21 protein-coding genes are annotated in these 26,875 nt (G+C 64.0%); 8 read left to right on the top strand and 13 right to left on the bottom strand.

Annotation, left to right across the window (positions count from 1 at the left end; translation table 11 throughout):
- Positions 1–162: 162 nt before the first annotated feature.
- The 6 genes from BHD07_RS18030 to BHD07_RS18005 are packed head-to-tail and all read left to right on the top strand — an operon-like array spanning position 163 to position 8,509.
- A complete protein-coding gene (locus BHD07_RS18030; protein ID WP_275599549.1) occupies positions 163–1,668 on the top strand; it encodes a sugar ABC transporter ATP-binding protein in 1,506 nt (501 codons plus the stop codon).
- Positions 1,668–2,660 (top strand): ABC transporter permease, encoded by a 993-nt coding sequence (locus BHD07_RS18025; RefSeq protein ID WP_338282164.1) that lies wholly within the window; start codon positions 1,668–1,670, stop codon positions 2,658–2,660. Before BHD07_RS18030 ends, BHD07_RS18025 begins: the two co-directional genes overlap by 1 nt.
- Positions 2,657–3,613, top strand: a complete 957-nt coding sequence (locus BHD07_RS18020) for an ABC transporter permease (RefSeq protein WP_338282162.1) — start codon at positions 2,657–2,659, stop codon at positions 3,611–3,613. The genes BHD07_RS18025 and BHD07_RS18020 overlap by 4 nt, the downstream gene beginning before the upstream one ends.
- Positions 3,610–4,611, top strand: a complete 1,002-nt coding sequence (locus BHD07_RS18015; protein WP_338282160.1) for a LacI family DNA-binding transcriptional regulator — start codon at positions 3,610–3,612, stop codon at positions 4,609–4,611. Before BHD07_RS18020 ends, BHD07_RS18015 begins: the two co-directional genes overlap by 4 nt.
- A 53-nt stretch (positions 4,612–4,664) precedes the next feature.
- The gene (locus tag BHD07_RS18010) at positions 4,665–5,909 is read left to right on the top strand and encodes a Gfo/Idh/MocA family protein (RefSeq protein WP_338282158.1); all 1,245 of its coding nucleotides are present in this window, start codon (positions 4,665–4,667) and stop codon (positions 5,907–5,909) included.
- A gap of 56 nt (positions 5,910–5,965) precedes the next feature.
- On the top strand, positions 5,966–8,509 hold the full coding sequence (locus tag BHD07_RS18005) for an NAD-dependent epimerase/dehydratase family protein (protein ID WP_338282156.1): 2,544 nt from the start codon (positions 5,966–5,968) through the stop codon (positions 8,507–8,509).
- Between the two features lie 29 nt (positions 8,510–8,538).
- Here BHD07_RS18005 and BHD07_RS18000 read toward each other — a convergent pair whose 3' ends face one another.
- The 5 genes from BHD07_RS18000 to BHD07_RS17980 form a co-directional block, all read right to left on the bottom strand.
- Entirely contained in the window at positions 8,539–9,318 is a 780-nt protein-coding gene (locus BHD07_RS18000) for a ZIP family metal transporter (protein WP_338282155.1), read from the bottom strand.
- 21 nt (positions 9,319–9,339) lie between these two features.
- Complete coding sequence (locus tag BHD07_RS17995; protein WP_338282153.1) at positions 9,340–10,419, bottom strand: ATP-dependent DNA ligase; 1,080 nt, start codon at positions 10,417–10,419, stop codon at positions 9,340–9,342.
- 25 nt (positions 10,420–10,444) lie between these two features.
- Positions 10,445–12,562 (bottom strand): catalase, encoded by a 2,118-nt coding sequence (gene katE, locus BHD07_RS17990; protein ID WP_338282151.1) that lies wholly within the window; start codon positions 12,560–12,562, stop codon positions 10,445–10,447.
- Positions 12,563–12,717: 155 nt separating this feature from the next.
- The gene (locus BHD07_RS17985) at positions 12,718–13,674 is read right to left on the bottom strand and encodes a pyridoxamine 5'-phosphate oxidase family protein (RefSeq protein WP_338282149.1); all 957 of its coding nucleotides are present in this window, start codon (positions 13,672–13,674) and stop codon (positions 12,718–12,720) included.
- A gap of 242 nt (positions 13,675–13,916) precedes the next feature.
- A complete protein-coding gene (locus tag BHD07_RS17980) occupies positions 13,917–14,528 on the bottom strand; it encodes a glutathione S-transferase family protein (RefSeq protein ID WP_338282147.1) in 612 nt (203 codons plus the stop codon).
- A gap of 114 nt (positions 14,529–14,642) precedes the next feature.
- On the opposite strand from BHD07_RS17980, the gene BHD07_RS17975 reads away from it, so the two are divergent.
- On the top strand, positions 14,643–15,548 hold the full coding sequence (locus BHD07_RS17975; RefSeq protein WP_338282145.1) for a LysR family transcriptional regulator: 906 nt from the start codon (positions 14,643–14,645) through the stop codon (positions 15,546–15,548).
- A 6-nt stretch (positions 15,549–15,554) separates the two neighbouring features.
- On the opposite strand, the gene BHD07_RS17970 is transcribed toward BHD07_RS17975, so the two are convergent.
- The 8 genes from BHD07_RS17970 to BHD07_RS17935 form a co-directional block, all read right to left on the bottom strand.
- Positions 15,555–16,331, bottom strand: a complete 777-nt coding sequence (locus tag BHD07_RS17970) for a pyrroline-5-carboxylate reductase (RefSeq protein ID WP_338282143.1) — start codon at positions 16,329–16,331, stop codon at positions 15,555–15,557.
- A gap of 59 nt (positions 16,332–16,390) precedes the next feature.
- On the bottom strand, positions 16,391–17,461 hold the full coding sequence (locus tag BHD07_RS17965) for an ABC transporter ATP-binding protein (protein WP_338282141.1): 1,071 nt from the start codon (positions 17,459–17,461) through the stop codon (positions 16,391–16,393).
- Positions 17,458–19,722: a glycoside hydrolase family 2 protein gene (locus BHD07_RS17960; protein ID WP_338282139.1), complete on the bottom strand. Its 2,265-nt coding sequence runs from the start codon at positions 19,720–19,722 to the stop codon at positions 17,458–17,460. The genes BHD07_RS17965 and BHD07_RS17960 overlap by 4 nt, the downstream gene beginning before the upstream one ends.
- An 8-nt stretch (positions 19,723–19,730) precedes the next feature.
- Entirely contained in the window at positions 19,731–20,549 is an 819-nt protein-coding gene (locus tag BHD07_RS17955; protein ID WP_338282136.1) for a carbohydrate ABC transporter permease, read from the bottom strand.
- Positions 20,546–21,442 carry a carbohydrate ABC transporter permease gene (locus BHD07_RS17950; protein ID WP_100671066.1) on the bottom strand — a complete coding sequence of 299 codons (897 nt, stop codon included), beginning with the start codon at positions 21,440–21,442 and terminating at the stop codon, positions 20,546–20,548. Before BHD07_RS17950 ends, BHD07_RS17955 begins: the two co-directional genes overlap by 4 nt.
- Positions 21,443–21,536: 94 nt before the next feature.
- Positions 21,537–22,811: an ABC transporter substrate-binding protein gene (locus tag BHD07_RS17945; protein WP_338282133.1), complete on the bottom strand. Its 1,275-nt coding sequence runs from the start codon at positions 22,809–22,811 to the stop codon at positions 21,537–21,539.
- Between the two features lie 262 nt (positions 22,812–23,073).
- Entirely contained in the window at positions 23,074–24,132 is a 1,059-nt protein-coding gene (locus tag BHD07_RS17940) for a LacI family DNA-binding transcriptional regulator (RefSeq protein WP_338282132.1), read from the bottom strand.
- A gap of 70 nt (positions 24,133–24,202) precedes the next feature.
- Positions 24,203–25,144, bottom strand: coding sequence for an AraC family transcriptional regulator (locus BHD07_RS17935; RefSeq protein WP_102761546.1), 942 nt, complete (start codon positions 25,142–25,144; stop codon positions 24,203–24,205).
- Positions 25,145–25,339: 195 nt separating this feature from the next.
- On the opposite strand from BHD07_RS17935, the gene BHD07_RS17930 reads away from it, so the two are divergent.
- Positions 25,340–26,812, top strand: coding sequence for an alpha-glucosidase/alpha-galactosidase (locus tag BHD07_RS17930; RefSeq protein WP_338282128.1), 1,473 nt, complete (start codon positions 25,340–25,342; stop codon positions 26,810–26,812).
- The last annotated feature ends 63 nt before the right edge of the window (positions 26,813–26,875 follow it).

The following is a 26,875-nucleotide window of genomic DNA, read 5'->3' as shown; positions in this document are numbered from 1 at the left end:
CAGGGCGCTGAGGCATTGCGCGTCCCGTTGGGCGCGCATGCTCCCGGTAACACTTTGTCTTGCTGCTTTGTTTCTATCCCTAAATCCGCCAGGATTTGAGGAAACATACAGTAGCCGATCCCGGCCAGCGCCCGCCAAACCGAAGCGAACGGACGAGTTTCCATGTCGAAATTGAAACTGAGCGGCGTGAGCAAGGCTTACGGCGCGACCCTGGCGGTCCGCCGCGGCGATCTTGAGCTCATGGCCGGCGAAGTCCATGTCCTGATGGGTTCCAACGGCTCGGGAAAAAGCACCCTCTGCAAGATCATTGCGGGCAGCGTGCGGCCCGATAGCGGCAGGATCCTGGTCGACGACCAGCCGGTGACGATCAGCGGACCGCGCTCGGCGCGAGCCCACGGCATCGGCATCTTCTATCAGGAACTCAGCCTCGCCGCGCACCGCTCGGTCGAGGAAAACATCTCGCTCGGCAAGCTGCCGGTCAAATCGCGGGTCTTCATCGACCGCTGGGAACTCCGGCAGCGCGCGGCGCGCTATATCGGCCTTTTCGACGGCGTCTGCGGCGAAGGGTTTTCCGCCGACACACTCGTCGGCAACCTGCGCCCCGACCAGCGTCAGCTCGTCGAGATCATGAAGGCGCTGGCCAGCGAGGCGCCGCTCCTCATCTTCGACGAGCCGACCTCGGCGCTCGACCGAGCCCAGGTGGAGCGCTTCTTCGAAATCCTGCGCGATCTCAAACGTCGCGGGCGCGGCATCATCTTCATTTCGCACCGCATGGACGAGATCAAGGCGATCGGCGACCGCGTCACCATCATTCGCGACGGCGAGACCATCACCACGCTCAACCTGGGCGACACGGACCCGGCGACCGTGATCCGGCTGATGGTCGGCGGCGCCGGCGACATGCCGGCGACGCAATCGTCAGTGCCGGCGGTGGTGGAGGGTGAAGGAGGCGCCGCGCTGACAGTGCGCGATCTTTCCGGCCGCGGTTTCCGCAATGTGAGTTTCGAGGTTGGCCGCGGCGAGATTCTCGGCTTCGGCGGGCTGCACGGCCAGGGCCAATCGGCGGTGCTCAGAGCGATCTTCGGCGCCGGCTCGATCGCCTCGGGCGAAATCCTCATCGGCGACAGCCGCTTCGACGCTTCGAACCCGCGTGACGCGATCCGGCGCGGCTGCGCCTATGTCTCCGGCGACCGCAGCCGCGACGGCGTCATCAGCGGAAGACCGATCATCGAGAACGTCACGCCGATCCATTATCTGCGCGACCGGCTGATGATCGCTCGGCCGGGCAAGCTGCGCGACAGGGTGGCGCCGGCGCTGGAAAGCATGCACACCAAATTCGCGAGCCTCTTCCACCCGATCGGTTCGCTTTCGGGCGGCAATCAGCAGAAGGTGATCATCGCCCGCTGGCTGATCGACCGCCCCGACGTGCTGCTGCTCGACGACCCGACGAAGGGCATCGACCTGTCCGCCAAGGCGGACCTCTTCGCGCTGATCCGGCAACTGGCGGCGGAGGGGCTCGGCATCGTTCTCTATTCTTCCGAGGATGCCGAACTGCTCGGCAACGCCAACCGCATTCTCGTCTTCAACGGCGGATCGGTCAGCCGGGAGCTCACGGGGGCGGACCGCACCCGCTACAATCTATATCAAGCCGCTTACGAGGCCGCGTGATGGCAGAGACCGCAACCGTCCCGACATACCGGCGCGCCGGCGGCATCGGCAGGCTGCTGGAGCGCTATCCTTTCCTGCCCGCGCTCTTGATCGTCGCCGTACTCCTTCTCCTCAACGGCTTCTTTTCGCCGAACAGCCTGACATTCCGGGCTCTGACCGGGCTGCTCAGCACCTATATGGCGCTGATCCTGCTCGCGATCGCACAGACCTACGTCGTCTATGCCGGCGATATCGACCTCTCTGCCGGCGCGATCCTCTCGCTGGTCAATGTCGCGATCGTGGTTCTGATGGAACGCTGGGGAGGGGGTGCCGGCGCGGTGTTCCTGGCGCTGGCCATCGGTCTCCTGCTCGGGCTGGCCTGCGGGCTCGTGAACGGCCTCGTCGTCGCGGCTCTGCGGCTGCAGGCGATCGTCGCGACCTTCGCAACCAGCATCTTCTTCACGGGCCTTGCGCTTTACATCCTGCCCGTTGCCGGCACGCCGGCGCCGGCGCTCTTCTGGCGCACCTATGGCGGCCGGCTTTTCGGGGTTCCCTTCGTCTTCTACATCCTGGCGGCCCTCGTCATCCTCCTCGCGGTGATGAGCCGCACCAGGCTGGTCACGCAACTGCTTGCCGTGGGCGACGACCAGCAGGCGGCCTACCAGACCGGGCTGCCAGTCATAGCGACCCGGATCAAGGGCTATGTGCTCTGCGGCCTCTTTTCCGCGCTCGCCGCCTTCTGCATCACCGGCGATACCGCAAGCGGCGATCCGCTGGTCGGGGGCAAGATGACGCTCTACAGCGTCGCGGCGGTCGTGCTCGGCGGCAGCGCGCTCTCCGGCGGCTGGGGCACCGTCGTCGGCTCGCTGCTCGGGGCGCTGACGATAGGGCTCATCAACTCGGTCGTCTTTTTCATGGGCACGCCGTCCGAGTGGCAGAACTTCGTGCAGGGCCTCGCGATCCTCCTCGTGCTGATGGCGGGCGTGCTCGCCGGCAGGAGGGCGCGCTCATGAGCCGAGTGGTGTCCTTCGTCCGGCAGCCGATCGTCGTCGCGCTCGCGCTCATCGTGCTGCTCCTCTATCTCGGCGAGGCGCTGTCGCCGGGCTTTGGGACCGGAGGTCAGATCCTGCGGCTCCTGATCGTCGCCTCGCTGCTCGGCATCGTCGCGGCCGGTCAGAACGTCGTCATCCTCGGCGGACGCGAAGGAATCGATCTCTCGGTCGGCGGCGTCGTCTCGCTCTCGGCGATCCTCGCGGGCAACGTCATGAACGGCGCCGATGGCGGCATCTTGCCGGCCGTCGCCGCCTGCCTTGCGGCCGGCGCCTTCTTCGGCCTCCTGAACGGGCTCGGCGTCACGCTTCTCAGAATCCCGCCGCTGGTGATGACGCTCGGAATGCTGGGCGTGCTGCAGGGGCTTCTCGTCGTCATCCGGATGGGAATTCCCTCCGGCCAGGCCGCGCCCGCGCTCTCGCGCTTCGTCACGCAACCGCTCGCCTATGGCATTCCCGGCATCATCTGGCTCTGGATCGTGATCGGCATCCTGATGGCGCTCATGCTCAACCGCACCGTCTTCGGCCATCGCATCTATGCGATCGGCTCGAACGAGCACGCGGCCGACATGGCCGGCGTGCCGGTCAAGCTGGTCCGCATCGCGCTCTTCATGATCTCCGGCATGTTCGCCGCGATCGCCGGCCTCTGCCTGCTCGGCTATTCCGGCACGTCTTTCGCCAATGTCGGCGAGCAGTACATGCTCCCCTCGATCATCGCGGTCGTCTTCGGCGGCACATCGCTTGCCGGGGGCAAGGGCGGCTACACCGGCACCATGGCGGGCGCGGTCCTGCTGGTGATCCTGCAGAGCATCCTGACGACGATCAACATCGAGGAGTCCGGACGCCAGATGGTGTTCGGCGCGACGCTGCTCCTGCTCATGATGTTTTATGGGCGCGGCCGGGCGATGCGCGCATGAGGAACCGGCCGAAGATCAAGGACATCGCCGAGAAGGCGGGCGTGTCGGTGGCCACCGTCTCGCGCGCCCTCGCCGCTTCGACGCTGGTGACCGCCGAGACGCGCCAGCGCGTGCTCGACCTGGCGCGCGAGCTTGATTACCGCCCGAATGTCAGCGCCCGGAACCTGCGCACCCGCAGGTCCATGACGGTGCTGATGGTCGTACGCGACGTCGGCAATCCCTTCTATCTCGACATCCTCAAGGGCGTCGAGGCGACGGCGCGCGAAGCCGGCTATGCCGTGCTGATGGGCAATACCGAGGACGACCCGGCCCGCGAGACCGAATATTTCAACATGCTGCGCGACGGGCATGCCGACGGCATGATCCTGATGACCGGCAAGCTGCCGCCAGCGGGCGGCTGGAACCATCTGCCCGTGGTGGTGGCGTTGGAAATGATCGAGGGCTCTGGCCTGCCGCATGTGCAGGTCGACAATGTCGCCGCGGCCCGCGGTGCCGTCGAGCACCTGATTTCACTCGGCCATCGGAGGATCGCTCATATATCCGGGCCGGTTCCCGAGCCGATGAGCGTCTATCGGCGGGAGGGGTTTCGCCTGGCGATGCGCGCTGCCGGGCTGCCGATTCCAGCCGGCTACGAGGTGCGGGGCGACTTCCTGATCGAAAGCGGCGGGGAATGCTGCCGCTCGCTCTTCTCTCTTTCCGATCCGCCGACCGCGCTCTTCGTCGCCAATGACGAAATGGCCTATGGCGCCGTCCACGAGCTGAGACGGATCGGACGCGACGTGCCGGGCGACGTTTCGGTCGTCGGCTTCGACGATCTTTATCTGAGCAAGGCTTTCTATCCGCCGCTCACGACGGTCGTCCAGCCTCGCTCCGAGATCGGCCGCACCGCCATGGCGGTGCTCCTTGGAATTCTGGCGGGCGGCTCGGTGGGGGCCGAACCGATCGTGCTGCCCACGGCCCTGAAGGTACGAGGCAGTACGGCGCCGCCACTTATCTGAAAGCACATGCGGGCGGCTGGAAGCGGTCGCCGCTGGATGTCGGGGAGGAAAGAATGACCACAGTACCGAAACAGACCTTGCGAGTAGGCTTCGTCGGCACCGGCTTTATCGCGCATTTCCACCTGAAATCGCTCATCGGGGTACGCAATGTCGAGGTGACCGGCGTCTACAGCCGCAATCCCGAAAACCGCGCGCGCTTCGCGAGCGAAGTCGGGGCGCTTGATCTCGGCGAGTGCCGCGCGCATGAGAGTCTCGAATCGCTCCTGTCCGCCGGCGACGTCGACGCGGTCTGGATTCTGTCGCCGAACTACACGCGGCTCGACGTCATGCGGACGCTCCACGGGGAGATCAAGGCGGGACGCAGCAAGATCTTCGCTGTCGCCTGCGAGAAGCCGCTTGCGCGCACCGTAGCGGAGGCACGCGAGATGCTGCACCTGGCCGAGGATGCAGGTCTCAACCATGGCTATCTCGAAAACCAGGTCTTCTGCACGCCGGTGCTGCGAGGCAAGGAGATCATTTGGCAGCGCGCCGCCTCGACCACCGGCCGGCCCTATCTCGCACGCGCCGCGGAAGAACATGCCGGTCCGCACGAGCCCTGGTTCTGGCAGGGCGACAAGCAGGGCGGCGGGGTGCTTTCCGATATGATGTGCCACAGCGTCGAGGTGGCGCGCCATCTGCTCACGGCGCCCGGCGCACCTCGCAATTCGTTGAAGGTCAAATCGGTGAACGGCACGGTCGCGAACCTCAAATGGACGCGGGCCGGCTATGCCGATGAGCTGCGCCGCCGCTTCGGTGAGGATGTCGACTACCGTCGGCGCCCATCGGAGGATTTCGCCCGGGCGACCGTGACGCTGGAGGACGAGGAGGGCAACGAGCTGATGATCGAGGCAACGACCTCCTGGGCCTATGTCGGCGCCGGCCTGCGCATTCAGCTCGAGCTCCTCGGCCCCGAATATGCGCTGGAGTATAATTCGCTCGGCACCGGCTTGAAGATCTTCCTGTCGCGGGCCGTGCAGGGCACAGAGGGCGAGGACCTCGTCGAAAAGCAGAATGCCGAGCAGGGCCTGATGCCGGTGCTGGAGGACGAAGCCGGCGTCTACGGCTATACGGACGAAAACCGCCACATGGTCGGATGCTTCCGCAAGGGGATAAAGCCGCTCGAAACCTTCGAGGACGGCCTGGCGGTCGTCGAAATCCTGATGGGCCTCTACCGCTCCGCCGAGATCGGCGCGACGCTGCATTTCCCGGCGCCGGAGCTCGAAAACTATATTCCCGTCGTGGCGCGCGTGGGGGCGTAGTTCGTGCGCTTCAACCCAGTCGGGAACCTTCCTGCCGGAGCGCGGTTTGCTTCGGCATGCCGAAAGATGCAAATCAGCCGACCGTTCTCATTACCGGCTCGAGCGGCTTTCTGGGCCAGGCGATCGCGCATCGCCTGAGGGACCGGTATCGCGTCATCGGGCTCGACCTGTCCCCGCCGAAAGGCAAGTCCGAGACCGAAGAGACGATCAAATTCAACATCACCTCCGACGAAAGCGTGAGAGCGGCGATCGAGACGGCGGGTAAGCGCAGCGGCGAGCGCCTTGCTTCCGTGATTCATCTCGCCGCCTATTACGACACCACCGGCAAGGACAATCCCAAATACGATGCCGTCAATGTCGAGGGCACGCGCCGGCTATTGGAGGCGCTGCAGGGTCTTCCCACCGAACAGTTCATCTATGCAAGCACGCTGCTGGTGCAGGCGCCCAGTCCGGCCAGGGGTGCGCGGATCAACGAGGATGATCCGCTGGACCCCGCCTGGGCCTATCCCAAATCGAAGGCCGAGACCGAGGCGGTGATTGCCAGACATCGCGGCGCAATCAGGACCGCGACCCTCCGTCTCGCTGGCGTCTATGACGAGGACTGCCGAGCCGCTTTCATCGCTCAGCAGATCGCCCGCATCTTCGAGCGGCTCCCGACCGCCTATCTGTTCAGCGGCGATCTGGATGCAGGCCAGCCCTATCTGCACAAGGACGATCTGGTCGAGGCTTTCGCGCGCACGGTCGACCGTCGCAACGACTTGCCCGATGATTGCGTGTTGCTGATCGGCGAGGAGGAAACGCTCTCCTATGGCGACTTGCAGAAGCGCATCGGCCGGCTGATCCACGGCGAGGACTGGCGCACGCTCGCTCTGCCCAAGAGCCTCGCCAAGCCGGGGGCTTGGATGCAGACCGAGGTGCTCGACCAGGACTCGGAGATCAAGCCGTGGATGGTCGAGAACTCGGACGATCATTACGAGATCGACATCTCCCGTGCCCGCAACAAGCTCGGCTGGGAGCCGAGGCACAGCCTAGCTGCGACGTTGCCGGAAATGATCCGGCGGCTGAAGCAAGACCCGACCGACTGGTACGCGAAGAACAAGCTGGAGCCCTCCGTGGTCGCCGCCTCGGATCCCGAGATCGAGCAGGCGGAGAAAAGGCTGGCGGAGCCGCTGGAGCGCAGTGACGCCGAAGTCGAAGCTGCCGTGGAAGCGCACCGGCTGCGCACGCTCTGGGCGCCGCTGGCAAATGTCGCTCTCGGCCTGTGGCTCGTCTCCTCGCCGGCGACGCTCGGCCTTTTCGATCCCGTCAGCGTGCCGCTGCCACCGGCGCTCGGCCACGAGATCGACGAACCCGCCATACGCAATGCCCGTCTCGGGACAAGCGAGATCCTGTCCGGATTGCTCGTTGCCGCATTCGCGCTTTTCGGGATGTACCGGCGCTGGTCTCATGCGCAATGGATCACGGCCGCGCTCGGCGTCTGGATCATGCTTGCCCCGCTTGTCTTCTGGACGACGAGTGCCGCGGCCTACGCCATCGATACGCTTGTCGGCATGCTGATCGTGGCCTTTGCGGTGATGATTCCGCCGACGCCCGGAATAAGGCTGCGGGCGCTCGCGGCCGACGACGACCGGCCGCTCGGCTGGAGCTATTCGCCGTCCTCCTTCACGCAGCGAATGCCGATCGTCGCGCTCGCCTTCGTCGGCCTCTTCGTCTCGCGCTATCTCGCCGCCTATCAGATGGGCCATGTCGACGGGCTGTGGGACCCGTTCTTCGGGCCTGGCGAGGCACCCGTCCGCAACGGCAGCGAGGCGGTCGTGACGTCCTGGGTTTCCAAGGGCTTTCCGATCGCCGATGCCGGCCTCGGCGCCTTCGCCTATTCGTTGGACATTCTGGCCGGCGCGATCGGTGACAGCCGGCGCTGGCGCACCATGCCCTGGATGGTGCTCCTCTTCGGCCTGCTGATCGTGCCCCTCGGCGCCGTCAGCGTCTCCTTCATCATCATCCAGCCGCCGCTTATCGGCGCACTCTGTACGCTCTGCATCATCCAGGCGGCCGTCACCGTCGTGCTCATCCCCTATTCGATAGACGAGGTGCTCGCCACCATCCAGTACCTCTGGCGCGTAAGGAAGGCGGGCGAGCCGTTCTGGCGGACGTTCTGGATGGGCGGCCCGGCCATTTCGGAGGACCAGACGCCGGCGCCCGACCTCAACCGTCCGGCCACCGAGCTGTTGAAGGAATTCATCGTCGGCGGCGTCAACTTTCCCTGGACGCTGGTCGCCAGCGCATTGCTCGGCGCGGTCCTGATGACGACGCCCTTGATTTTCGGCAGCGTCCCGCCGCTCTATCACAGCGACCACGTTCTCGGCTGCGTCGTGATCCTGGTTTCCGTCACCGCCATGGCGGAGGTCGTCCGGCCGGTGCGCTTCCTGAATGTGCTGCTCGGCGCCTGCGTGGCGGCTTCGCCCTTCCTGTTTGCCGGCGGCAGCACGGTCGCGACCCTTGCCGACGTCGCGATCGGCTTGGCACTGATCGCGCTCAGCCTTCCGCGCGGGACGCGCAGCGAAGAACATTATGGCGGCTGGGACCGGGCGATCGTCTGACGGACGCGCCTCAAGACGCGGTGGTCCAATCAGCTCATCTGGGCAAGCACCATGACGAGCAGGAAGCCGGCGGCGTTGGCGATCGCCGAAGACTGCTGGAATTGATGCGACTCCGCTTCCGGCACGAGGTCGGTAATCGTCAGGTAGAACATCCCGCCCGCTCCCGTCGCGAAGAGAAAACCGGTGACCGGCTGGACCAGGCCTTTCAGCAGGAACCACCCTGCAACGGCGGACACGAAAAGGGAGAGGCCGATGACGGAGGTCCATCCGAGCGTCCGGCGCTTCGCGTTCTTCCGCTCCTCGTCGAGCGTCAATTCGCCGATGCTCATTCCTTCGCTGAAATTATCGATGCAGATGGCGAGGCCCACGACAAGCGCCACCTTCGGCTCGAAGGTGGCGCCGACGCCGATCGTCATGCCTTCGATCAGCTCTTCCGCACTCGTGCCGCCGGCGAGCACCGCGACATTGCTCCCGCGCGGCCTGCGCCTCCGGTGCAACTGATCGACCTCGGCCTTTTGGTCCGCCTCCGGCCCGGCCATTTTCCAGCGGTTGACGTAGAGGTCGAGAATATAGACGAGTCCCAGCCCGAGCAGAAATCCGGCAACGGCAAGCGGAAGACCCGCGAGTTCCATGGAGGTGGGCATCATCTCGAAAGCGAAGGTGCCCATGAGGACGCCGGCCGCGAAGCCGACGGCGATCGAGAGCACGAGGCTCGACGGCCTGAGCGAGATCGCCGCCAGGCCGCCCAGGGGCGATGCGACGGCCGCCGCCGCCGCGATTCCCAGGATGATCAGGAGATCATTGCTCATCGCTGCCCGGATCCTCGGTTTTCAAGGCGATCCTTCGGGACGTACGATCTGCTCGTAGGTACATTGGCGCGGGTCCTTGTCCGGCCGCCAGCGCATGAGTTTCGTACCGTGGCGGAAGCGCCGGTTGCTGACATGGTCGAACCGGACTTCGACGACCAGTTCCGGCCGAACCGGCTGCCATTCGCCGCTGCGCTCGCTGCTCCAGCGGCTGGGCCCGCCCGGTGCCTTGCCGGTGAAGCCCGGCGGCTCCTGCAAAGCTTCGAGCTGGCGCGTCAGGGCAGGCCGCTCCTTGTCCGAGATCGTCGCGGTAAAGCCCACATGGTTCAGCAGTCCCTCGGTGTCGTAAAGGCCGAGCAGAAGCGAGCCGACCAAAGAGCTGTCGCTCTCGTAGCGGAAGCCGCCGACGACGCAGTCGGCCGTCTTCAGCCGCTTGACCTTCACCATTGCCCTTTCGCCGCATTCATACGCGCCGTCGCGCCGCTTTGCGACGACCCCGTCGGTGGCACCCGCCTGCCATGAGGTGAGCCACCTCTCGGCCTCCTTAATGTCGAGCGTGAAGGGCGAAAGCTCGAGCATCTCCGCAGCCGCGTTCTCTTTGGCGAATGTCTCGAGGCGGGCGCGCCGTGCTGTCAGAGACTGGTCGGTCAGGACCGTTCCGTCGGTGCCGGCCAGCATGTCGAACAGGATGAGTTTGGCCGGCGTCTCCTGCGAGAGCTTCTGCACGCGGCTCGCCGCCGGATGCAGGCGCATCTGAAGGGCGTCGAAGGAAAGGCGCCCGTCGACCTCGATCACCAGTTCGCCGTCGAGGACGAACATGTCCGGCTCCAGTCGGCGCAGCAGGGCGAGGATCTCGGGGAAGAAGCGTCCGAGCGGCTTGCCGGATTTCGCCCTTATGTCGACGTCCTCGCCGGACTTGAACGCAAGGCAGCGAAAGCCGTCCCACTTCGGCTCGTACTGCCATGTGTCGCCGCCCGGAAGCCCGGTCGCGGAACGGGCTTCCATCGGCGCCGTGCTGACGGGCAGGGGATAGCCCCCTGCCTTCTTCGCCGCGCTTGACGGAGCGGCCTTCTTCGTCGGCTTTCCATGTGCGGGCGACGCCATCGTCCACTCCGTCTAAGCCGTCGGCCTATTTCAGCTTGACCGAGGGCTCTCTTCCCCAGACGCGCAACTTGCCGAGCTCCTTGAGGAAGGCGGCTGCACTCGCAGCGTCGGTGAGTTCGATCGTTCCCTCATCGAGCAGCTCCGCAATGCCGGCCCTCTCGAGAAGGGGAACGGCGGCGCCGGCATAGCCGATATATTTGCAATGGGCGAAGGCGTCGGCCACAAAATCGCGCGCGGTGGCGACGTCGATCAGATCCGCGACGGCCTCTGCGGAAGGAAGCAGGACCACCGCGTCGTAGAGTACCGACGGGCCGCCGTCGAGCATCTGGTGGGCGGCGATGCGCTTTCCGTCGGAGGCGGTAAAGCCGCCGACTTTCGGCGCGATCAGCTCGAAGACCGCCTTCTCCTTCTCGACAGCCGCTATAAGGGCGTCGAGAAGCGCGGCGTCCGCGCCATCCGTCGCCAATATTCCGAGCTTGCGGCCCTCGAAACGCTTCGGCCCACGCTGGATGATGCTGAGGGCCGGCGAGGGGTCGAGGTCCTGGCGGGTGGCAACGGCCGCATCCGCCGGTTTCGGCATCGTCTCCAGGCCGAGGGCATGGCCGACCTTTTTCCCCAGCGTTTCATCGATATTGAGAAGATGCGCGACCATCCGTTCGCGGATCACCGGCGTCTCCACCTTGCTCAATTCGAAGGTCAGGGCATCGGCGATGTGTCGCTGCTCGGGCGGCGTCTGGCTGATGAAGAACTGACGGGCCTGGCTGTAATGGTCGGCAAAGCTCTCGGCGCGGATGCGCAGCTTCGGGCCCTGCTCCTCGGAAGGAAAATGGCGGAAGCCTTTCATGGGCGACTCGCGCGGACCCTCGCCCCAGGAATTGGGCTGGTAGTTCACGCGTCCGACCGGGTTGCGCATGGCCATGTGGCCGTCCTGCTGAAAGTGCTGGAAGGGACATTTCGGCGCGTTGATCGGAAGATGGGTGAAGTTCGGGCTGCCGAGCCGCTTCAGCTGCGTGTCGAGATAGGAGAAGTTGCGCCCCTGCAGCAACGGATCGTCGCTGAAGTCGATGCCGGGCGGCACGTTCTGCGTCATGAAGGCGACCTGCTCGGTTTCGGCGAAGAAATTCTCCGGCATGCGGTCGAGTACCAGCCGGCCGACAGGCTTCGTCGGCAGCACTTCCTCCGGGATGATCTTGGTCGGATCGAGGATGTCGAAATCGAACTTGTCGGCGAAGTCCTGATCGAAAAGCTGCACATGCAGTTCCCATTCCGGGAAGTTGCCGGACTGGATGGCTTGCCACATATCGCGCCGGTGGAAATCAGGATCGGCGCCATTGATCTTCACGGCCTCGTTCCAGACGACCGACTGGAGACCGAGCTTGGGCTTCCAATGGAATTTGACGAAGGTGGACTCGTCCTTGGCATTGACGAAACGGAAGGTGTGGACGCCGAAGCCTTCCATGAACCGGAAGGAGCGCGGGATCGCCCGGTCCGACATGACCCACATGACCATGTGCATGCTTTCCGGCGTCAGGCTGATGAAGTCCCAGAAATTGTCATGCGCGGACTGCGCCTGGGGAAACTCCCGGTCCGGTTCGGGCTTTACCGAGTGTATGACGTCGGGGAACTTGATCGCGTCCTGGATGAAGAACACCGGGATGTTGTTGCCGACGAGGTCCCAATTGCCCTCGTTTGTGTAGATTTTGACCGCGAAACCGCGAACGTCGCGGGCGAGGTCGAACGAGCCCTTGCTTCCGGCCACCGTCGAGAACCGCACGAAGGCAGGGGTTCGTTCGCCCGGTCGCTGGAACAGATCCGCCCGGGTGTAGGCTGCAAGCGACTCGTAGGTTTCGAAGAAGCCGTGCACGCCGTAGCCGCGGGCATGCACGACGCGCTCGGGAATGCGCTCGTGATCGAAGTGGAAGATCTTCTCGCGGAAATGGAAATCCTCGATGAGCGTCGGGCCGCGTTCGCCGGCGCGCAGACTGTTCTGGTCGTCGGCGACGGGGCCGCCCTGAGCCGTCGTCAGGACGGGCGTGTCGCCTTCGGCGATCTGGTGAAGTTCTCCACCGTTGCCGCGTGTCGCTTTCTGGTCATGAATGGTGGCCGGTTTCGTATTGTTCGGCGCAGAGGGTTTCTTGGCCATGGCAGCACTCCTTGGTCGGGGGCGGATGGGCACGTAACCTTGGCGAGGGAGGTTGGTTCCCCTGCACGCAAAAATTACCCGGACATCCGGCCTGCTGCTATCGCCGATTCCAAGAGGTGGAGCGGGATGCGGTCGGAAAACCGCACGCACTTTCCTCATCCCGCTCCGGCAAGGTCGTAGCGAACAGGTAGTGCGTCCGCCCGCCATACGCTGCGGCGCGGACGGAAACGCCAATAGCGCTCGGCGCCGTCGAGAGGCACGCCGTCCGGAGCTTCGGACAGGAGCTCGGCCTCGCCGGTCATCTGCAGGAGGCCGCCCGTGGAGAAGTCCGGGAAAGTGAGCCCGGCGCGCGGATTGAGCGCGATGTTGCCGAGCGTGTTGAAGAAGCGATTGCCGACGAAATCCGGGATCACCAGCCAGCCGTCTTCGCCGACATGCACGAATCCGGCGTGGCCGCCGCGATGGGAGACGTCGATCTGCCGGCCGCCGGCGAGATCGGCATAGGTTGCGACGAAGAACGTGTCCGCCTGCGCCACCAGAGCACGCGCTGCGGCGTTGCACCCGAAGCTGGAAACGGGCGGTACGGAAGGTGGCACGGAAGGGTCGCGTACGAAACGGACCTGGCGGAGCTGGATGTATTTCGGACAGTTGCCGAAGCTCTGGTCGACGCCGAGATCGAAACCGCGGGCATGCCGCTTAAGCGTGCCGTTCAGCCGGTTGCGCCGGCGGGTGCCGAGATCGATTCCGAGCAGGGCGAGGGGAGCGCCGTCCTCCATGCCCGCCTCGGCGGGGTCCGTCGGCTCCCGCGGGAGCTCGACGGTAAGCCTTTTTTCGTCCGGCGCGCGGAGGAAGCCGGGTTCGCCCGCCCTGAGCGTCGCCCAGGCGTCGCCGTCGCGGTCGACCGAGCCCAGCACGACCATCGGCAGAAGGGGATAGAATTCCCGGTGCTGGTCGATCAGGTGGTCGCGCATGACGCGGCGTCCGATCTCGTCCATGCGCGTTTCCACACCCAGCCTCTTCTGCAGGGCGATTTCGCCCTCGTGCCAGGGCGAATGTGCGAGGATGGGAGCCTCCATGACGATTGTTTCCTTGGTTGCGTGAATGTTGGGCATCTCGGGGCTTGTTCGCGGGCGATAACATCCGCCCCCGGCCCAAACTCCCTCATTCCTGTGCCTGTCACAGGGACCCAGCAGGCCAAGTCATTGGCCTGAAGGACTCCTCGCACCGCAGACGCGGCGCTGCTCTCGTCCCTGTGACAAGCACAGGGAAGAGGGTGGTTGCAGTCCTTCGATACGTTTAAAAGCACGTGCCGTGCGAGATGGCTTCCCGCAAGCGGACGTCGTCATTACGCTCGCTAAGCCGCCAACCCCACCGGCGTCTTTGCGAACTCGACGAAGCCCGGCAATGCCTCGATGCGGGCGAGCCAGCTGCGGATCTCCGGATAGGGCTGGAGATCGACGTCGCCTTCGGGGGCGCGCGCCACGTAGCTGTAGAGCGCGACATCGGCGATCGTCGGCCGGTCGGCGGCAATCCAGCCTCTGCCTTTGAGCTCCTGCTCGATCAGCGCCAGGATCGCATGCGAACGAGGGATCACCTCTTCCGGTCGGTAGGGCGCCTTGAACACGTTGATGAGCCGCGCCTGGGCCGGACCATGGGCGATCTGGCCGGCAGCCACCGAAAGCCAGCGCTGAACGGCAGCCGCCCCCGCGGCGTCTTCCGGCAGCCAGTCCGTGCGGCCGGTCTTCTTTGCCAGATAGACGAGAATTGCGCTTGAGTCCGAGATGATCGTGCCGCCGTCGTCGAGCACCGGGACCTGACCGAAGGAATTGAGCTTCAGGAAATCCGCTTGCTTGTGCTCTCCCCTGGCGAAATCGACGACCACCAGCGCATGCTCGATACCGAGCAGCGAGAGGAACAGGCGGGCGCGGTGCGCGTGGCCGGAGAGGGGATGATGATAGAGTTTCATGTCGGCCTCGTTGAATGATGGAACGACACCAAGATGATTGTTATCCGCCGAGTTGATAAGCTCCGATAGAGGCACTAGACAGTTTCACTTGATGAAATAATCGAGGAGCATTCGATGGATCGCTGGCAGGCGATGCGGATCTTCGTGCAGGTGGTGGAAAGCGGCGGCTTCGCGGCGGCCGCCAAGGTGCTGCATATGAGCCCGCCGTCGGTCACCCGGGCGGTGGCGAAGCTGGAGGACCTCATCGGGACACGGCTTCTGGTGCGCACCACGCGCTCGCTGAAACTGACTGCGGCGGGCGAAGGATACGTGGCCGATTGCCGGCGTATCCTCGGGGAGATCGCGGAGGCGGAAGCCAATGCGGCGGGTAGCTTCACCGCCCCTGCGGGGTTGCTCACGGTAACGGCGCCCGCGCTCTTCGGGCGCATCCACGTGCTCCCCGTCATCCTCGACTTTCTCGATCATTATCCGGCAATGCAGGTCAAGACCGTCTTCGTCGACCGCGTGACCAATCTGGTTGACGAGGGCCTGGATGTGGCGATCCGCATTGCCTCGCTCCCGCCCTCCGGGCTCGTTGCGCGCCGGATCGGCTCGGTCCGGCAGGTGCTTTGCGGCTCGCCGGATTACTTCGCCCGCTTCGGCGAGCCCGGCAGCCCGCAGGAGCTTGCCCGTCATCGCATCATCGGGCGTGAGGGCCTCTTCGGCCACTCGGAATGGCTCTTCGGACGCGACAACGGCATCCGCGTTCCGATCAGCCCTCGTCTCATCTGCAACACCAATGACGCGGTCCTTGCCGCCGCTGTGGCGGGCTGGGGATTGTCGCGGTTTCAGTCCTACCAGGTGGCACCCGACGTGAGAGCCGGCAGGCTCAAGGTCGTCCTTGCCGACCACGAGCGCGAGCCGGTGCCGATCCACATCGTGCATGCGGAAGGCCGCATGGTCTCTGCAAGGGTGCGCGCCTTCGTGGACTTCGCCGCCGGGCGTTTTCGTCGCCACGCGGGTCTTGGCACCGAGCTTTGAAGACCTCTACCGGTCGTCGCCGCGCACCCGCAGCAGCACGCGTTCGAGCGCATCCGTCAGCGCCCGGTGGCCGCCGCCGCGGTCGAAGTCCGTCAAAACCTGCTCGTTCAATCCGCCGGCGGTCGAAAATTCGCGGGCGAGTTCTTCGAGCGGCGTCCCCTCGTCCCTGGCCGCCCTCTGGGAGAGACTGGCGAAGAGCGGCGCGATATAGGCGCGTGCCTTGTCGCGGTCGAGACCCTTTTCGGCGAACCAGCCGGTCGTCCGGTCGAGAATGCCGAGATAGGTCGCCATCAGAGCGCTTCCGACGGCAAGCAGGTCATATTCCTCCTTGGTCTCGCATTCGACCGCCGTTCCGAGTGCCGCAAAGATCGCGGCAACGGCGCGGTTCGGTGGATAGATCGCCGTCACGCCCTCGCGCTCGGCGACGAAGGGCAGGGGGATTGCCTGGGTGAGCTCCACCTCCTCGCTGATCCAGCCGAGAAGCGTGGAACGATCGGTAGCGGCAATGACGCTGACGATCTTCTGACCCTTGCGGAATTTGAGCTTGGGGATCACGTCCTCGGCGATTTGAGGACGAACGGCGAGGAACAGCACGTCGGCCGCGTCCACCGCTTCCTGATTGTCCTTGGCGATCCGCACGAGCGGGAAGCGGCCGGCAAGCCGGGCAGCAATCTCCCGGTTGCGCGGGGAGACGACGATCCCGGCGACGTCGAGCCCGGAACCGACGATGCCCGTCACCATCGCTTCGGTGATGGCGCCGGTGCCGATGAAGCCAATAAGCATCGCTGTTCACTCCCTTGATTCGTACGGCGACATTAGAACAATTCCGGGAAACTGCGTCACTAACGCAGCCGTTTTCCCTCTCCGTCGAACACCAGAACCGAAATCGGATCGAAGCGGGCCGTCAGGCGGTCACCGGCCTTGAGTCCGCGGCCGTTCTTCGTTTCGACGACGATGAGCTCGCCGTTGCCGTGGCGGGCATAGGCGAAGGTCTCTCCGCCGAGATGTTCCAGCATGTCGATCGTGAGGGCTAGCCCTGCAGGACCGTCTTCATTGAAATGCTCGGGCCGGATGCCGATCGTCACCGCAGTTCCCGCCGCCGCCTGCAGGGTGACGGGGATCTTCGCGTCTCCATGATCCGGCAGGCGCGCATAGGCCCGGTCCTGGTCGATTTCGATCACGCCCTTCAGGAAATTCATCTTCGGCGACCCGATGAAGCCGGCGACGAAGAGGTTGGCCGGGTCGTCATAGAGATCGAGGGGCGAGCCCACCTGTTCGACCACGCCGGCGCGCATGACGACGATCTTGTCGGCGAGCGTCATGGCCTCGACCTGATCATGCGTCACGTAGACGATGGTGGTGGCGAGCTGCTTGTGCAGCCGTGCGATCTCGATGCGCATATGCACGCGCAGCTCCGCATCGAGGTTGGAAAGCGGCTCGTCGAAGAGGAAGATCTTCGGATGGCGGACGATCGCCCGGCCGATCGCCACGCGCTGGCGCTGGCCGCCCGAAAGCTGCTTCGGTTTGCGGTCGAGCAACGCCCCGAGTTCCAGGATATGGGCGGCCTCGTTCACCCTCTTCTCGATCTCGGCCCTGGGGACACCGGCGAAGCGGAGCGCAAAGCCCATGTTCTCGCGCACCGTCATATGCGGATAGAGCGCATAGGACTGGAACACCATGGCGATCCCGCGCTTGGACGGATCGACGTCGTTCATTCGGCTATCGTCGATCGTCAGGTCGCCGGAGGTGATCTCCTCAAGCCCGGCGATCATCCGGAGCAGCGTGGACTTGCCGCAGCCGGAAGGACCGACGAAAACGACGAACTCGCCGGATTTTATGTCGAGATCGACACCCTTGATGACCTCCAGGCCACCATAGGATTTACGGACATCGCTGAGTTGGAGTTGGCTCATGCGCTCGCCGCTCCTTCCGCCAGGGCGACGAGCTCGAGCTTCGCCGCGCCGAGCCGCGTCGAAGCGACCGAGACGACGACGGCGCCGGCGGGGCCCGTGGACTCCAGCCAGAAACCGGCGGAACCGCCCTGAAGGACGAGGCGGGCCGGTCCGACCAGCCGCGCCGGACCGTGAACCTCGACGTCGACTGCATCGTTCAGGAAGGGCAGGACGTTGCCGGCCTGGTCGAGCGCGCGCAGGATGACGCGAACGCTGTCGCGGCCTTCCGCACGCAGCGTCTTGCTATCCGCCTCGACGTGGAGCGTCGTAGGTACGGGGTCGGCGGCCATGCGGAGATCGGCGACCGGCTTGCCGGCGACGAAGCCGGTAAATTCCGCGCTTTCCCACTTCATGCCCCAGACTCCGAGCTCGTCCTTGGTGAAGTGGCGGTGGTCGATGACGACCGGCGGATGCGGCAGGTGCGGGAAATTCTCGCGATCCGGGCCGACGCGCTTGGAAAGCGAGCCGTATTTCAATTCGACCTCGTCGCAATTCGTCAGCACGATCAAGGGCAGCACGCCGCCGATATTGCGCTCGCCGCGCGCCCAGAAGGTCACCGGCTTCATCACGACCTCCTCGGTGGGATCGCACTGGCTGGCATAGACATAAGCCGCGAATTTCGGCTCGCGGAACATGTCCATGACGCCGTGATAGCAGATCCGGTCCCCGGAGCCGAAATCCTTGTGGGTGTTGTAGTCGAACATGCACCAGCCGATCGCACCGGAAATGCCGGGATCGGCATAAGCCGCATTCAGCACTTCCAGATGCCGGCGAACATGTTCGGCCTGGCGCTGCTCCTGGTCATAGATCTTCGTCGGATACATGTGCCCGCCGAATTCGGTGATGAGATAGGGCACCTTGCGGGCAAGCCCGGTGCATTCCTGCTGCGGGCGAAGCGCCGTGCGCGGCCGGTTCGAGCCGGGCAGCTCCTCGTTGCCGAGGATGAAGTCGTTCATCGTGTAGACGTCTTCCAGAAATTCGCTGTCGGTAATGTATCGCACGCCGCCCGTCTGCCGTGTCGGGTCGAGCTCGCGGGCGAGGCGATTGGTCTTGGCATAGAAGTCGTGCGAATCCTGCGACTCGTTGATGCGCACACCCCAGATGACGATCGACGGGTGGTTCCAGTCGCGCTCGATCATGCGGCGGACATTGCGGATCGCCTCCTGTTTCCATTCCTCCCCGCCGATGTGCTGCCAGCCGGGAATTTCCTCGAAGACGAGGAGCCCGATGCGGTCGCAATGGTCGAGGAACCATTTCGACTGCGGGTAATGCGAGGTGCGCACGAGATTGCAGTGAAGCCTGTGCTTCATGATCTCGGCGTCGCGCTCCTGGGCGGTGCGCCCCATGGCGTAGCCGACATAGGGGAAGGCCTGATGACGGTTCAGCCCGCGGATCTTCAGCGGGCGGCCGTTGAGCCGGAAGCCTGCGGTCGTGAACTCCGCGGTGCGGAAACCGAAATGCGAGGCCAGGCGGTCGGAGCCCTGGCGGGTCCGGAGCTCGGCTTCGATCTCGTACAGCACCGGATCGTCGATGTCCCAGAGCGAGAGGTCTTTCAGGCCATCCATCTCAAGGGTGAGGCTCTCGCCGGCCGTTTCGCCGGCGACCTCGGCCAGCACTTCGCCGGCCGCATTCTTGAGAAGCGCGGAGACCGTACCGGAGAATGGCAACCCTTGCGGATTGGAAAGGTCGCACCGGACGGAAACGGCCTTGTTGTCGGAGAGCACGTCGCGGGTTTCGATCTTGATATTGCCGATCGAAACCGGATCGGTGACCTTCAGCCAGACGTCGCGATAGATACCGGCATAGGTCAGATAGTCGATCCGGCCGCCGAATGGCGGGATCTCCGGATTCTCGCTGCCGTCGATCTTCACCGTGATGAGATTGTCGCCTTCCAGGAGCCTGTCCGTCAGGCGTGCCTCGAAAGGCGTGTAGCCGTCCTTATGCGCCAAGATCTCTTCGCCGTTGAGATACACGACCGCATCGGCCATTGCCGCGTCGAAGACGAGCGAGACCTCCCGGCCGGAGAAGTCCGGGCGCCAGGCAAGCACCTTCTGGTAGGTGAAGGCGCGCTGGTAGCATGTCTCGTCGAAATAGTTGAACGGCAGTTCGACGGCGTTGTGCGGCAGGCTGATCGACTGACCCGCCCGGAGCGTTCCGGCGTCGGCGGCGTCGAAGCCTTCGGAGAAGATCCACGAATTATTGAAGGAAGTAACAGAGCGCATCATCGTTCCTATTTGACTGAGCCCAGCATGCCCTGGACGAACTGGCGTTGCATGAAGAAGAAAACGGCTAGCGTCGGCAGTGTCGCGAGAATCGTCCCGACCATGACCACGCCGTAATCGGGGTAGTAGGCGGAGGCGAGCGACGAGATGACCAGCGTGATCGTCTTGGTCTCGTTGGTCTGGAGCACGATCAGCGGCCAGAGATAGTTGTTCCACGCGGTCATGAAGACGATGACGAAGGCGGCCGCATAGGTCGAACGCATGACCGGTACGTAGATGAAGAGGAAGATCTGCCACTCCTTGAGCCCGTCGACCTTGGCTGCGTCGCGGAGCTCGGAGGGGAAGGACTTGGTGCTCTGCCGGAAGTAGAAGATGACGAAGGCCGAGCCGATCGTCGGCAGGACGACGGCGAGATGCGTGTTGATGAGACCCGCCTTCCCCATGATGACGAAGAGCGGGATCATCAGCGCGGCGAAGGGGATCATAAGGGTGAGCAGCATCGCCCGGTAGACGCGCTCGCGTCTTCGCGAGCGGAACATCTCGAAGCCGTAACCGGCGAGCGAGGAGACCGCGAGCGTGAGCACGGTCGCAAGGATCGCGATCTTCGCCGAGTTCCAGAAGACGAGCGGCACGTTTACCAGCGTGAAGAAGTTGCCGACATTGGTGGCAAAGGCTGCGCCCGGCAGGAGTTTGCCCTTGATGATGTCTATCGATGAATTGGTTGCGCCGAGCACCATCCAAATGAACGGAAAGACGGAGAGGAAGGCCATCAGGCCGAGGAAGCCATAGGTGGCCGCCATTGCCGCGAAACGTCCAAATCCGTTCATCGGTCACGCTCCCTTGCTGCGAAGAACTGCACGAAGGCGAGGAGCGCGACGAGGACGACGATGACGTAGGAGACCGTCGCCGCATAACCGAGATTCGGCATGAAGCGGAAGGTCAGGTTGTAGATGTAGAGCGACAAGGTGAGCGTGGCATTGGACGGGCCGCCCTTGCCCTCGGTCAGGTTGTAGACCTCGTCGAAAAGCTGCAGCGTGCCGATCGTCGAAATGACTGTCGTGAAGAGGATGACCGGCTTCAGCAGAGGGATGGTGAGGTGGGTGAAGCGCGCCCAGGCCGGAACGCCGTCGATGCGCGCCACCTCGTAGATCGACTTGTCGATGTTCTGAAGTGCCGCAAGATAGAAGATCATGTTGTAGCCGGTCCAGCGCCAGGTGATGGCAAGAATGACGAGAACCTTCGCCCAGAAGGGATGCGTCAGCCACGGAATGGGCGAGGCGGCGAGACCGATCGCCTGGAGTGTCGAATTGACGATCCCGTCGGTTGCGAACATGCCCTTGAAGAGCACCGAATAGGCGACCAGCGAACTGACGCAGGGCAGGAAGATCGCCGTGCGGAAAACCCCTCGGCCGACGAGCCGCGGGTTGTTAAGGAGCGACGCCAGGATCAGCGCGAGCAGGATCATGATCGGCACCTGCACGACGAAATAGGTCATCGTGTTGGTGAGGGCCTTGATGAAGACCGGATCGTTCCAGAGCCGAACGATGTTCGCGAAGCCCGCGAACTTCATGGTCATGCCGCGGCCGGACTGGAACGACATCCAGAGGGACCACGCGATGGGATAGACCATGAACAGGGCGATCAGCCCGAGGGCCGGCGCGACGAACAGCCAGCCATTGACGTCGTAATATCGGCCGATACCGCGGCGCGCTCGAACCATGTTCCCCTCCTGGAAGGCCGGACAGCCGGAAAGTTGGCCGCGGCAAGAGCCGCGGCCGGAAACAGCGGGCGCATGCCCGCCGCCATTCACCGCATCACTGGATCTGTGCGCTGACCTCGGCCTCGATCGCCTGCAGCACTTCGTCGACCGGTGTGCCCTGCGTCACGGCCGGGAGTTGCGCAGTGACGGCAAGGTCGGCCTCGTTGGTGAAGACGCCGTAATTGACCGAGGGGACCTTCGCCAGCCAGTCGGAGAAGTTCTGCCAGACCTTCTCGCCGCCGAAGAAGGGGTCTGCCGCCTCATAGGCCGCGCCGCCGCGGGCGGCGAGCAGCGAGCCGACCGCACCGCGGTCCTGGAGTATCTTCTGATAGAAATCGATGTCCTTGGCGTAGATCTCGTTCAGGAAGTCGATGGCCTCCGCCTTCTCCTCGGAGCTTTCGAGCACGTACCAGCTGGAGCCGCCGAGATTGGAGGCATGCGTCGCGCCTTCGATCGAGAGCGCCGGAATGGGGGCGACGCCCCAGTTGCCGGACTGGTCCGGCTGCGCCTTGACGGTGCCGGTGATCCAGACGCCCGTGACGACGGTCGCGACGTCGCCGGAGGTGAAGGTGCCTACCCAGTCGGACCAGCCGTTGGCAGGCTTGTAGATATTCGCCTGCATGATCTTGCCGATGGTTTCGAGCGCCGCCTTCAGCGCCGCATTGCCGGTGATGTTCGGCTTGCCTTCCTTGTCGAAATACCATTGCCCGGCCGACTGCATGATGATGCGCACGAGACCGGCGTCGTTCGGGTCGAGGCCCATCATCTTCTTGCCGGTCTTCTCTTCGACCTGCTTTCCGATCTCGATGAAGCGGTCCCAGGTGAGATCCTGCATGTCCTGCGGCTTGAAGCCGGCGGCTTCCAGATAATCCTTGCGGTAATAAAGACCCGTGACGCCGGAATCGAAGGGCATTCCGTAGACTTGCCCGTCGAGCGTCATGAGCTCGACCTTGTAGGGGGCGAAACCGGAATAATCGACGGTGCCGGACAAAGGCGCGAAGGCGCCCGGGAAGGATTGAAGGTATTTCTGAGCGCCGTAATCCTCGATGAGCACGATGTCGGGGAGCGCGTCGGCAGTGCCGGACGAAAGCCCGGTCTGCAGCTTCTGCTCGACGTCGAGCTTGGCGAAATCGACGATGTTGAAGGTGACGTCCGGATGCGTTTTCGTATAGCGGGCGCCCGCCTCCTTCATGATCGCGACATTGAAATTCGGGTCCCAGCACCAGATGGTGATTTCCTTGGCCTGCGCCGCGGTAACCCCCAGGAAGCTTGCGCCCGCGAGAGCCAGAGCGGCGATACGCGGCAGATAGGCACGCGCCTGAATGTCCATTGTTTCCTCCCGAAATCGTGTTCCCCGAGACAGTCCTCTCTGTCCCGGCGGCGAGTATTTCTCAAAACTCGAGTGGGCGCAATTATTTTCAGTAAATTTTTACTTGGCACTTGCGACGCGTGCTTTGAAGGCACGTTAGCCATCACGACCGCGCGCCAGTCGGCGCCTGATGGCATGATTGCCGCTATGGCCAGAGTGAACGCGGGCGATTGGCTACACGCGACGTTGCGGATATCGTCCAGTCGATTTCGACCCGGGATTTCTAGAGCCGGCCCGCCATGTCATCTTCCTTGTTCGCTGTCTCGGCCGGTGCCGGCGTGCTGCCGCGCCAGACGATTTCCGTGCCGAAAACCACCTTCTTGGCGACCTCTCGGCCCGAAAGGCGCTCCAACAGCAGGTCGACGGCGGTTTCGCCGATGAGCTCCGCCGGAATCTTCACCGTGGAAAGCGGCGGCCCGAGAAACTGCGCGACCGGAATGTCATTGAAGCTCGCGACCGCGATATCCTCGGGAATCCTGAGCTCCATGTCGTGGATGGCTCTGTAGGCGCCCAGCGCCATATTGTCGTTGCAGGTGATGAGGATCTTCGGTGGATTGGGCTTCGATAGCATCGCCCTGGCAAGCTTGTAGCCGCTGTCGGGCGTCATCGGCTCCACCATGCACAATTCCGGATCATAAAGGCCGGCCTTGGTCATCCAGTCGATATAGGTGCGGCAACGGCGCTCCGAATGGATGTTGTCGGGCCCGTAGAAAGCGTCGATCCAGCCGATGAAGCCGATGCGCCGGTAGCCCATGGCATGCACCGCCTCCAGGAGCCGGGTCATCGCCAGCGAGACGTCGCTGAGCACGGTGTCCTCCATGTCTCCGGCCGGTGCGTAATCGGCAAAGACGAGGTGGCGGCTGTGGCGGCGCAGCCATTCGAGCTCGTCGCCGTAATAATGGCCGACGGCCACCACGCCGGAGGCGCCCTCCAGGATCGTCGCTTCCGGAGGATTGCCGGTGAGGAAGACCTTGACGACTTCGCTCTTCAGCGCCTGGCAGCGGCTTTCGATGCCGAGGCGGACACCGACATAGTAGGGATCGGCGAGTTCCTGGGCGGGGTCGAGAAAATGCACGAGCGCGATCTTCAGCCCGACGCCGACGCCATGCGCTGCGGCGCGGCTGCGATTGCGCGGCGTCGCATAGTTGAGCGCCTCCGCCGTTTCGATGATCGCCTGGCGTTTCCTGTTCGAGATCGACAGCGTCGGGTCATAGTTGAGGACGCGTGAGACGGTTGCCGACGATACGCCGACGGCCGACGCGATTTCCTTGATTGTGACCATTCGGTTCCGCCTGTCCTTCTGCCGTGCCGCGCTGGAGTATCCTGTTTAGTAAATTTTTATCGCGGCTTTTTCAATCGCAAGCCGCAGCCAACGTGGTCACGGATTCGTTGGTCCTCGCATTGCGGCCCGTGGCAGATACGCTCGCATACATGCCTGTGGTGCGGAACTCGGTCGGACTCGCGCCGAAGACGCGGCGGAATACCTTGGCGAAGTAGTTGGGGTCCTCGAAGCCGGACAGGATGGCGACTTCCTTGACCGGCAGGTCCGCGGTCTTGGTCAGCAGCTTTACCGCCCTTTGCAGGCGCTTCTGCAGCACGAATTCCGCCGGCGGCATGCCTTCGCTGGCGGCGAAGACTCGGGAGAAATGGGCGCGGCTCAGGCCCGAAATGCGCGCGAGCTCCTCGACCGGAAGGGGCTTGTCGAGATTGCCCAGAACATGATCGATCACGTGCTGCATCTTCCGGTATTCGTCACTGAGGACCGGATGCGATCCGAACACGTCGTCATAAAGCGCCATCGCCGCCTCATAGGCGATCGCCGAGGCGCTGCCCGGGGTGTCGCCGCCGGCCATGAGGCGCAGGCTGCAGTCGGCAAGATGTTCGACGGTTTCCGGCTGCAACCTTATGATGGGACCGGTGACGGCGAGAATGGCGCGGTGGATCCTCAGCGCCTCCTCGCCGTTCATGGAGATCCAGAAGAACTCCCAGCGCCCGCCTTCCTCAAGCCAGTAGCGATGATTGTGGGGCACGAGCAGGAGCAGCGTCTCGCCCGGACGCACGCGGTGACTGCGGTTCTCATATCGCAGGTTGCCGGCCCCGCCGATCGTGTACTGCAGCACGGTGAACGGGGTTTGGCCGCGCTTGCGACCGTCCCAATCGTAGCTTGCATCGGTCCTGATCTCGTAGCCGGTGCTCGTCGGCATGGTGTGCAGGCTTTGGCGTCCCCGCGGCAGTGAGACCGTCCGCATCGCGGGCCCCCGGGCGATCAGTTGCTGCAGCATAGAATTACCCATGAAAGCACAATACCTCTCTAGTCGTGCATCCGATTATACACATAATGCCCCCAGATCGCGCAAGACATGCGGTTGATACGGCGTTTGACGAGGGTTTGCCGAGGAGGGCACCGCTTCGCCGATCCAGGCCAGTTCAATGAATGGATTTTACCCTTTTAGCGCGAAGGTCGCAGTCTGAGGAGGAATAGCACGGCCATGGCCAGCTTTAAGATCGCCATCATCGGCGCCGGCAGCATCGGCTTCACCAAGAAGCTCTTCACCGACATTGTTTCCGTGCCGGAGCTCCGGGACGTCGAGTTCGCGTTGACGGATCTGAGCGAGCACAACCTCGCCATGATCAAGTCCATCCTCGACCGGATCGTCGAGGCGAACAAACTGCCCACGCGGGTAACCGCGACGATCGACCGCCGCAAGGCGCTGGAGGGCGCACGTTACATCATCAGCTGCGTGCGCGTCGGCGGCCTCGAGGCCTATGCCGACGATATCCGCATACCGCTGAAATACGGCGTCGACCAATGCGTCGGCGACACGATCTGCGCCGGCGGCATCCTCTACGGTCAGCGCAACATTCCGGTGATCCTCGATTTCTGCAAGGACATCCGCGAAGTGGCCGAGCCCGGCGCCAAGTTCCTCAACTATGCCAACCCGATGGCGATGAACACCTGGGCGGCGATCGAATACGGCAAGGTCGACACGGTCGGTCTCTGCCACGGCGTCCAGCACGGGGCCGAGCAGATCGCCGAGATCCTCGGCGCCGGGGAAGGCGAGCTCGACTACATCTGCTCCGGCATCAACCACCAGACATGGTTCGTCGATATCCGCCTCAACGGCCGCAAGGTCGGCAAGGGCGAACTCGTCGCCGCCTTCGAGGCGCATCCCGTCTTTTCAAAGCAGGAGAAGCTTCGGATCGACGTGTTGAAGCGCTTCGGCGTCTATTCGACCGAAAGCAACGGACACCTGTCCGAATACCTGCCCTGGTATCGCAAGCGTCCGGACGAGATCTCCAGATGGATCGACATGTCGGACTGGATCCATGGGGAAACCGGCGGGTATCTCCGCTATTCGACCGAGACCCGCAACTGGTTCGAGACCGAATATCCGCGCTTCCTCGAAGAGGCGGGCCGGCCGCTGGAAACGATCAGGCGCTCGAACGAACATGCGAGCCGCATCCTCGAAGCGCTGGAGACGGGTCGGGTCTATCGCGGCCACTTCAACGTCAAGAACAACGGCGTGATCACCAACCTTCCGGCGGATGCGATCATCGAATCGCCCGGCTTCGTCGATCGTTTCGGCATCAACATGGTGGCAGGCATCACATTGCCTGAGGCCTGTGCGGCCACCTGCATCTCGTCGGTCAACGTCCAGCGCATGTCCGTTCATGCGGCGATCACCGGCGACATCGATCTTCTGAAGCTCGCCGTGCTGCACGACCCACTGGTCGGCGCCATCTGCACGCCGGAGGAAGTCTGGCAGATGGTCGACGAAATGGTCGTCGCGCAGGCCAATTGGCTGCCGCAATATGCCCATGCGATCGACGCTGCCAAGGAAAGGCTCGCCCGCGCTACGGTCGCCACCCGGGAGTGGAAGGGCGCCGCTCGGCGCGAAGTGCGCTCGATCGAGGAGATCCGCGCGGAGAAGGAAGCGGCGAAGCTGCGCGTGGCTGGGTAGAAGAGTGGCTACCTCTGCCCGGAATTGCCCCTCACCCTAACCCTCTCCCCGCAGGCGGGGAGA

Source organism: Sinorhizobium sp. KGO-5 (genome assembly GCF_036245905.1).
Taxonomy (GTDB): domain Bacteria; phylum Pseudomonadota; class Alphaproteobacteria; order Rhizobiales; family Rhizobiaceae; genus Sinorhizobium; species Sinorhizobium meliloti_A.
The sequence above is the reverse complement of the archived record's forward strand: the minus strand, read 5'-3'. Positions and strand labels throughout refer to the sequence as shown.

Excerpts from the sequence above, each read along its gene's own strand:
- BHD07_RS18030 (WP_275599549.1), top strand. The coding sequence starts at position 163 with ATGTCGAAATTGAAACTGAGCGGCGTGAGCAAGGCTTACGGCGCGACC.
- BHD07_RS18025 (WP_338282164.1), top strand. The coding sequence starts at position 1,668 with ATGGCAGAGACCGCAACCGTCCCGACATACCGGCGCGCCGGCGGCATC.
- BHD07_RS18020 (WP_338282162.1), top strand. The coding sequence starts at position 2,657 with ATGAGCCGAGTGGTGTCCTTCGTCCGGCAGCCGATCGTCGTCGCGCTC.
- BHD07_RS18015 (WP_338282160.1), top strand. The coding sequence starts at position 3,610 with ATGAGGAACCGGCCGAAGATCAAGGACATCGCCGAGAAGGCGGGCGTG.
- BHD07_RS18010 (WP_338282158.1), top strand. The coding sequence starts at position 4,665 with ATGACCACAGTACCGAAACAGACCTTGCGAGTAGGCTTCGTCGGCACC.
- BHD07_RS18005 (WP_338282156.1), top strand. The coding sequence starts at position 5,966 with ATGCCGAAAGATGCAAATCAGCCGACCGTTCTCATTACCGGCTCGAGC.
- BHD07_RS18000 (WP_338282155.1), bottom strand. The coding sequence starts at position 9,318 with ATGAGCAATGATCTCCTGATCATCCTGGGAATCGCGGCGGCGGCGGCC.
- BHD07_RS17995 (WP_338282153.1), bottom strand. The coding sequence starts at position 10,419 with ATGGCGTCGCCCGCACATGGAAAGCCGACGAAGAAGGCCGCTCCGTCA.
- katE (WP_338282151.1), bottom strand. The coding sequence starts at position 12,562 with ATGGCCAAGAAACCCTCTGCGCCGAACAATACGAAACCGGCCACCATT.
- BHD07_RS17985 (WP_338282149.1), bottom strand. The coding sequence starts at position 13,674 with ATGCCCAACATTCACGCAACCAAGGAAACAATCGTCATGGAGGCTCCC.
- BHD07_RS17980 (WP_338282147.1), bottom strand. The coding sequence starts at position 14,528 with ATGAAACTCTATCATCATCCCCTCTCCGGCCACGCGCACCGCGCCCGC.
- BHD07_RS17975 (WP_338282145.1), top strand. The coding sequence starts at position 14,643 with ATGGATCGCTGGCAGGCGATGCGGATCTTCGTGCAGGTGGTGGAAAGC.
- BHD07_RS17970 (WP_338282143.1), bottom strand. The coding sequence starts at position 16,331 with ATGCTTATTGGCTTCATCGGCACCGGCGCCATCACCGAAGCGATGGTG.
- BHD07_RS17965 (WP_338282141.1), bottom strand. The coding sequence starts at position 17,461 with ATGAGCCAACTCCAACTCAGCGATGTCCGTAAATCCTATGGTGGCCTG.
- BHD07_RS17960 (WP_338282139.1), bottom strand. The coding sequence starts at position 19,722 with ATGCGCTCTGTTACTTCCTTCAATAATTCGTGGATCTTCTCCGAAGGC.
- BHD07_RS17955 (WP_338282136.1), bottom strand. The coding sequence starts at position 20,549 with ATGAACGGATTTGGACGTTTCGCGGCAATGGCGGCCACCTATGGCTTC.
- BHD07_RS17950 (WP_100671066.1), bottom strand. The coding sequence starts at position 21,442 with ATGGTTCGAGCGCGCCGCGGTATCGGCCGATATTACGACGTCAATGGC.
- BHD07_RS17945 (WP_338282133.1), bottom strand. The coding sequence starts at position 22,811 with ATGGACATTCAGGCGCGTGCCTATCTGCCGCGTATCGCCGCTCTGGCT.
- BHD07_RS17940 (WP_338282132.1), bottom strand. The coding sequence starts at position 24,132 with ATGGTCACAATCAAGGAAATCGCGTCGGCCGTCGGCGTATCGTCGGCA.
- BHD07_RS17935 (WP_102761546.1), bottom strand. The coding sequence starts at position 25,144 with ATGGGTAATTCTATGCTGCAGCAACTGATCGCCCGGGGGCCCGCGATG.
- BHD07_RS17930 (WP_338282128.1), top strand. The coding sequence starts at position 25,340 with ATGGCCAGCTTTAAGATCGCCATCATCGGCGCCGGCAGCATCGGCTTC.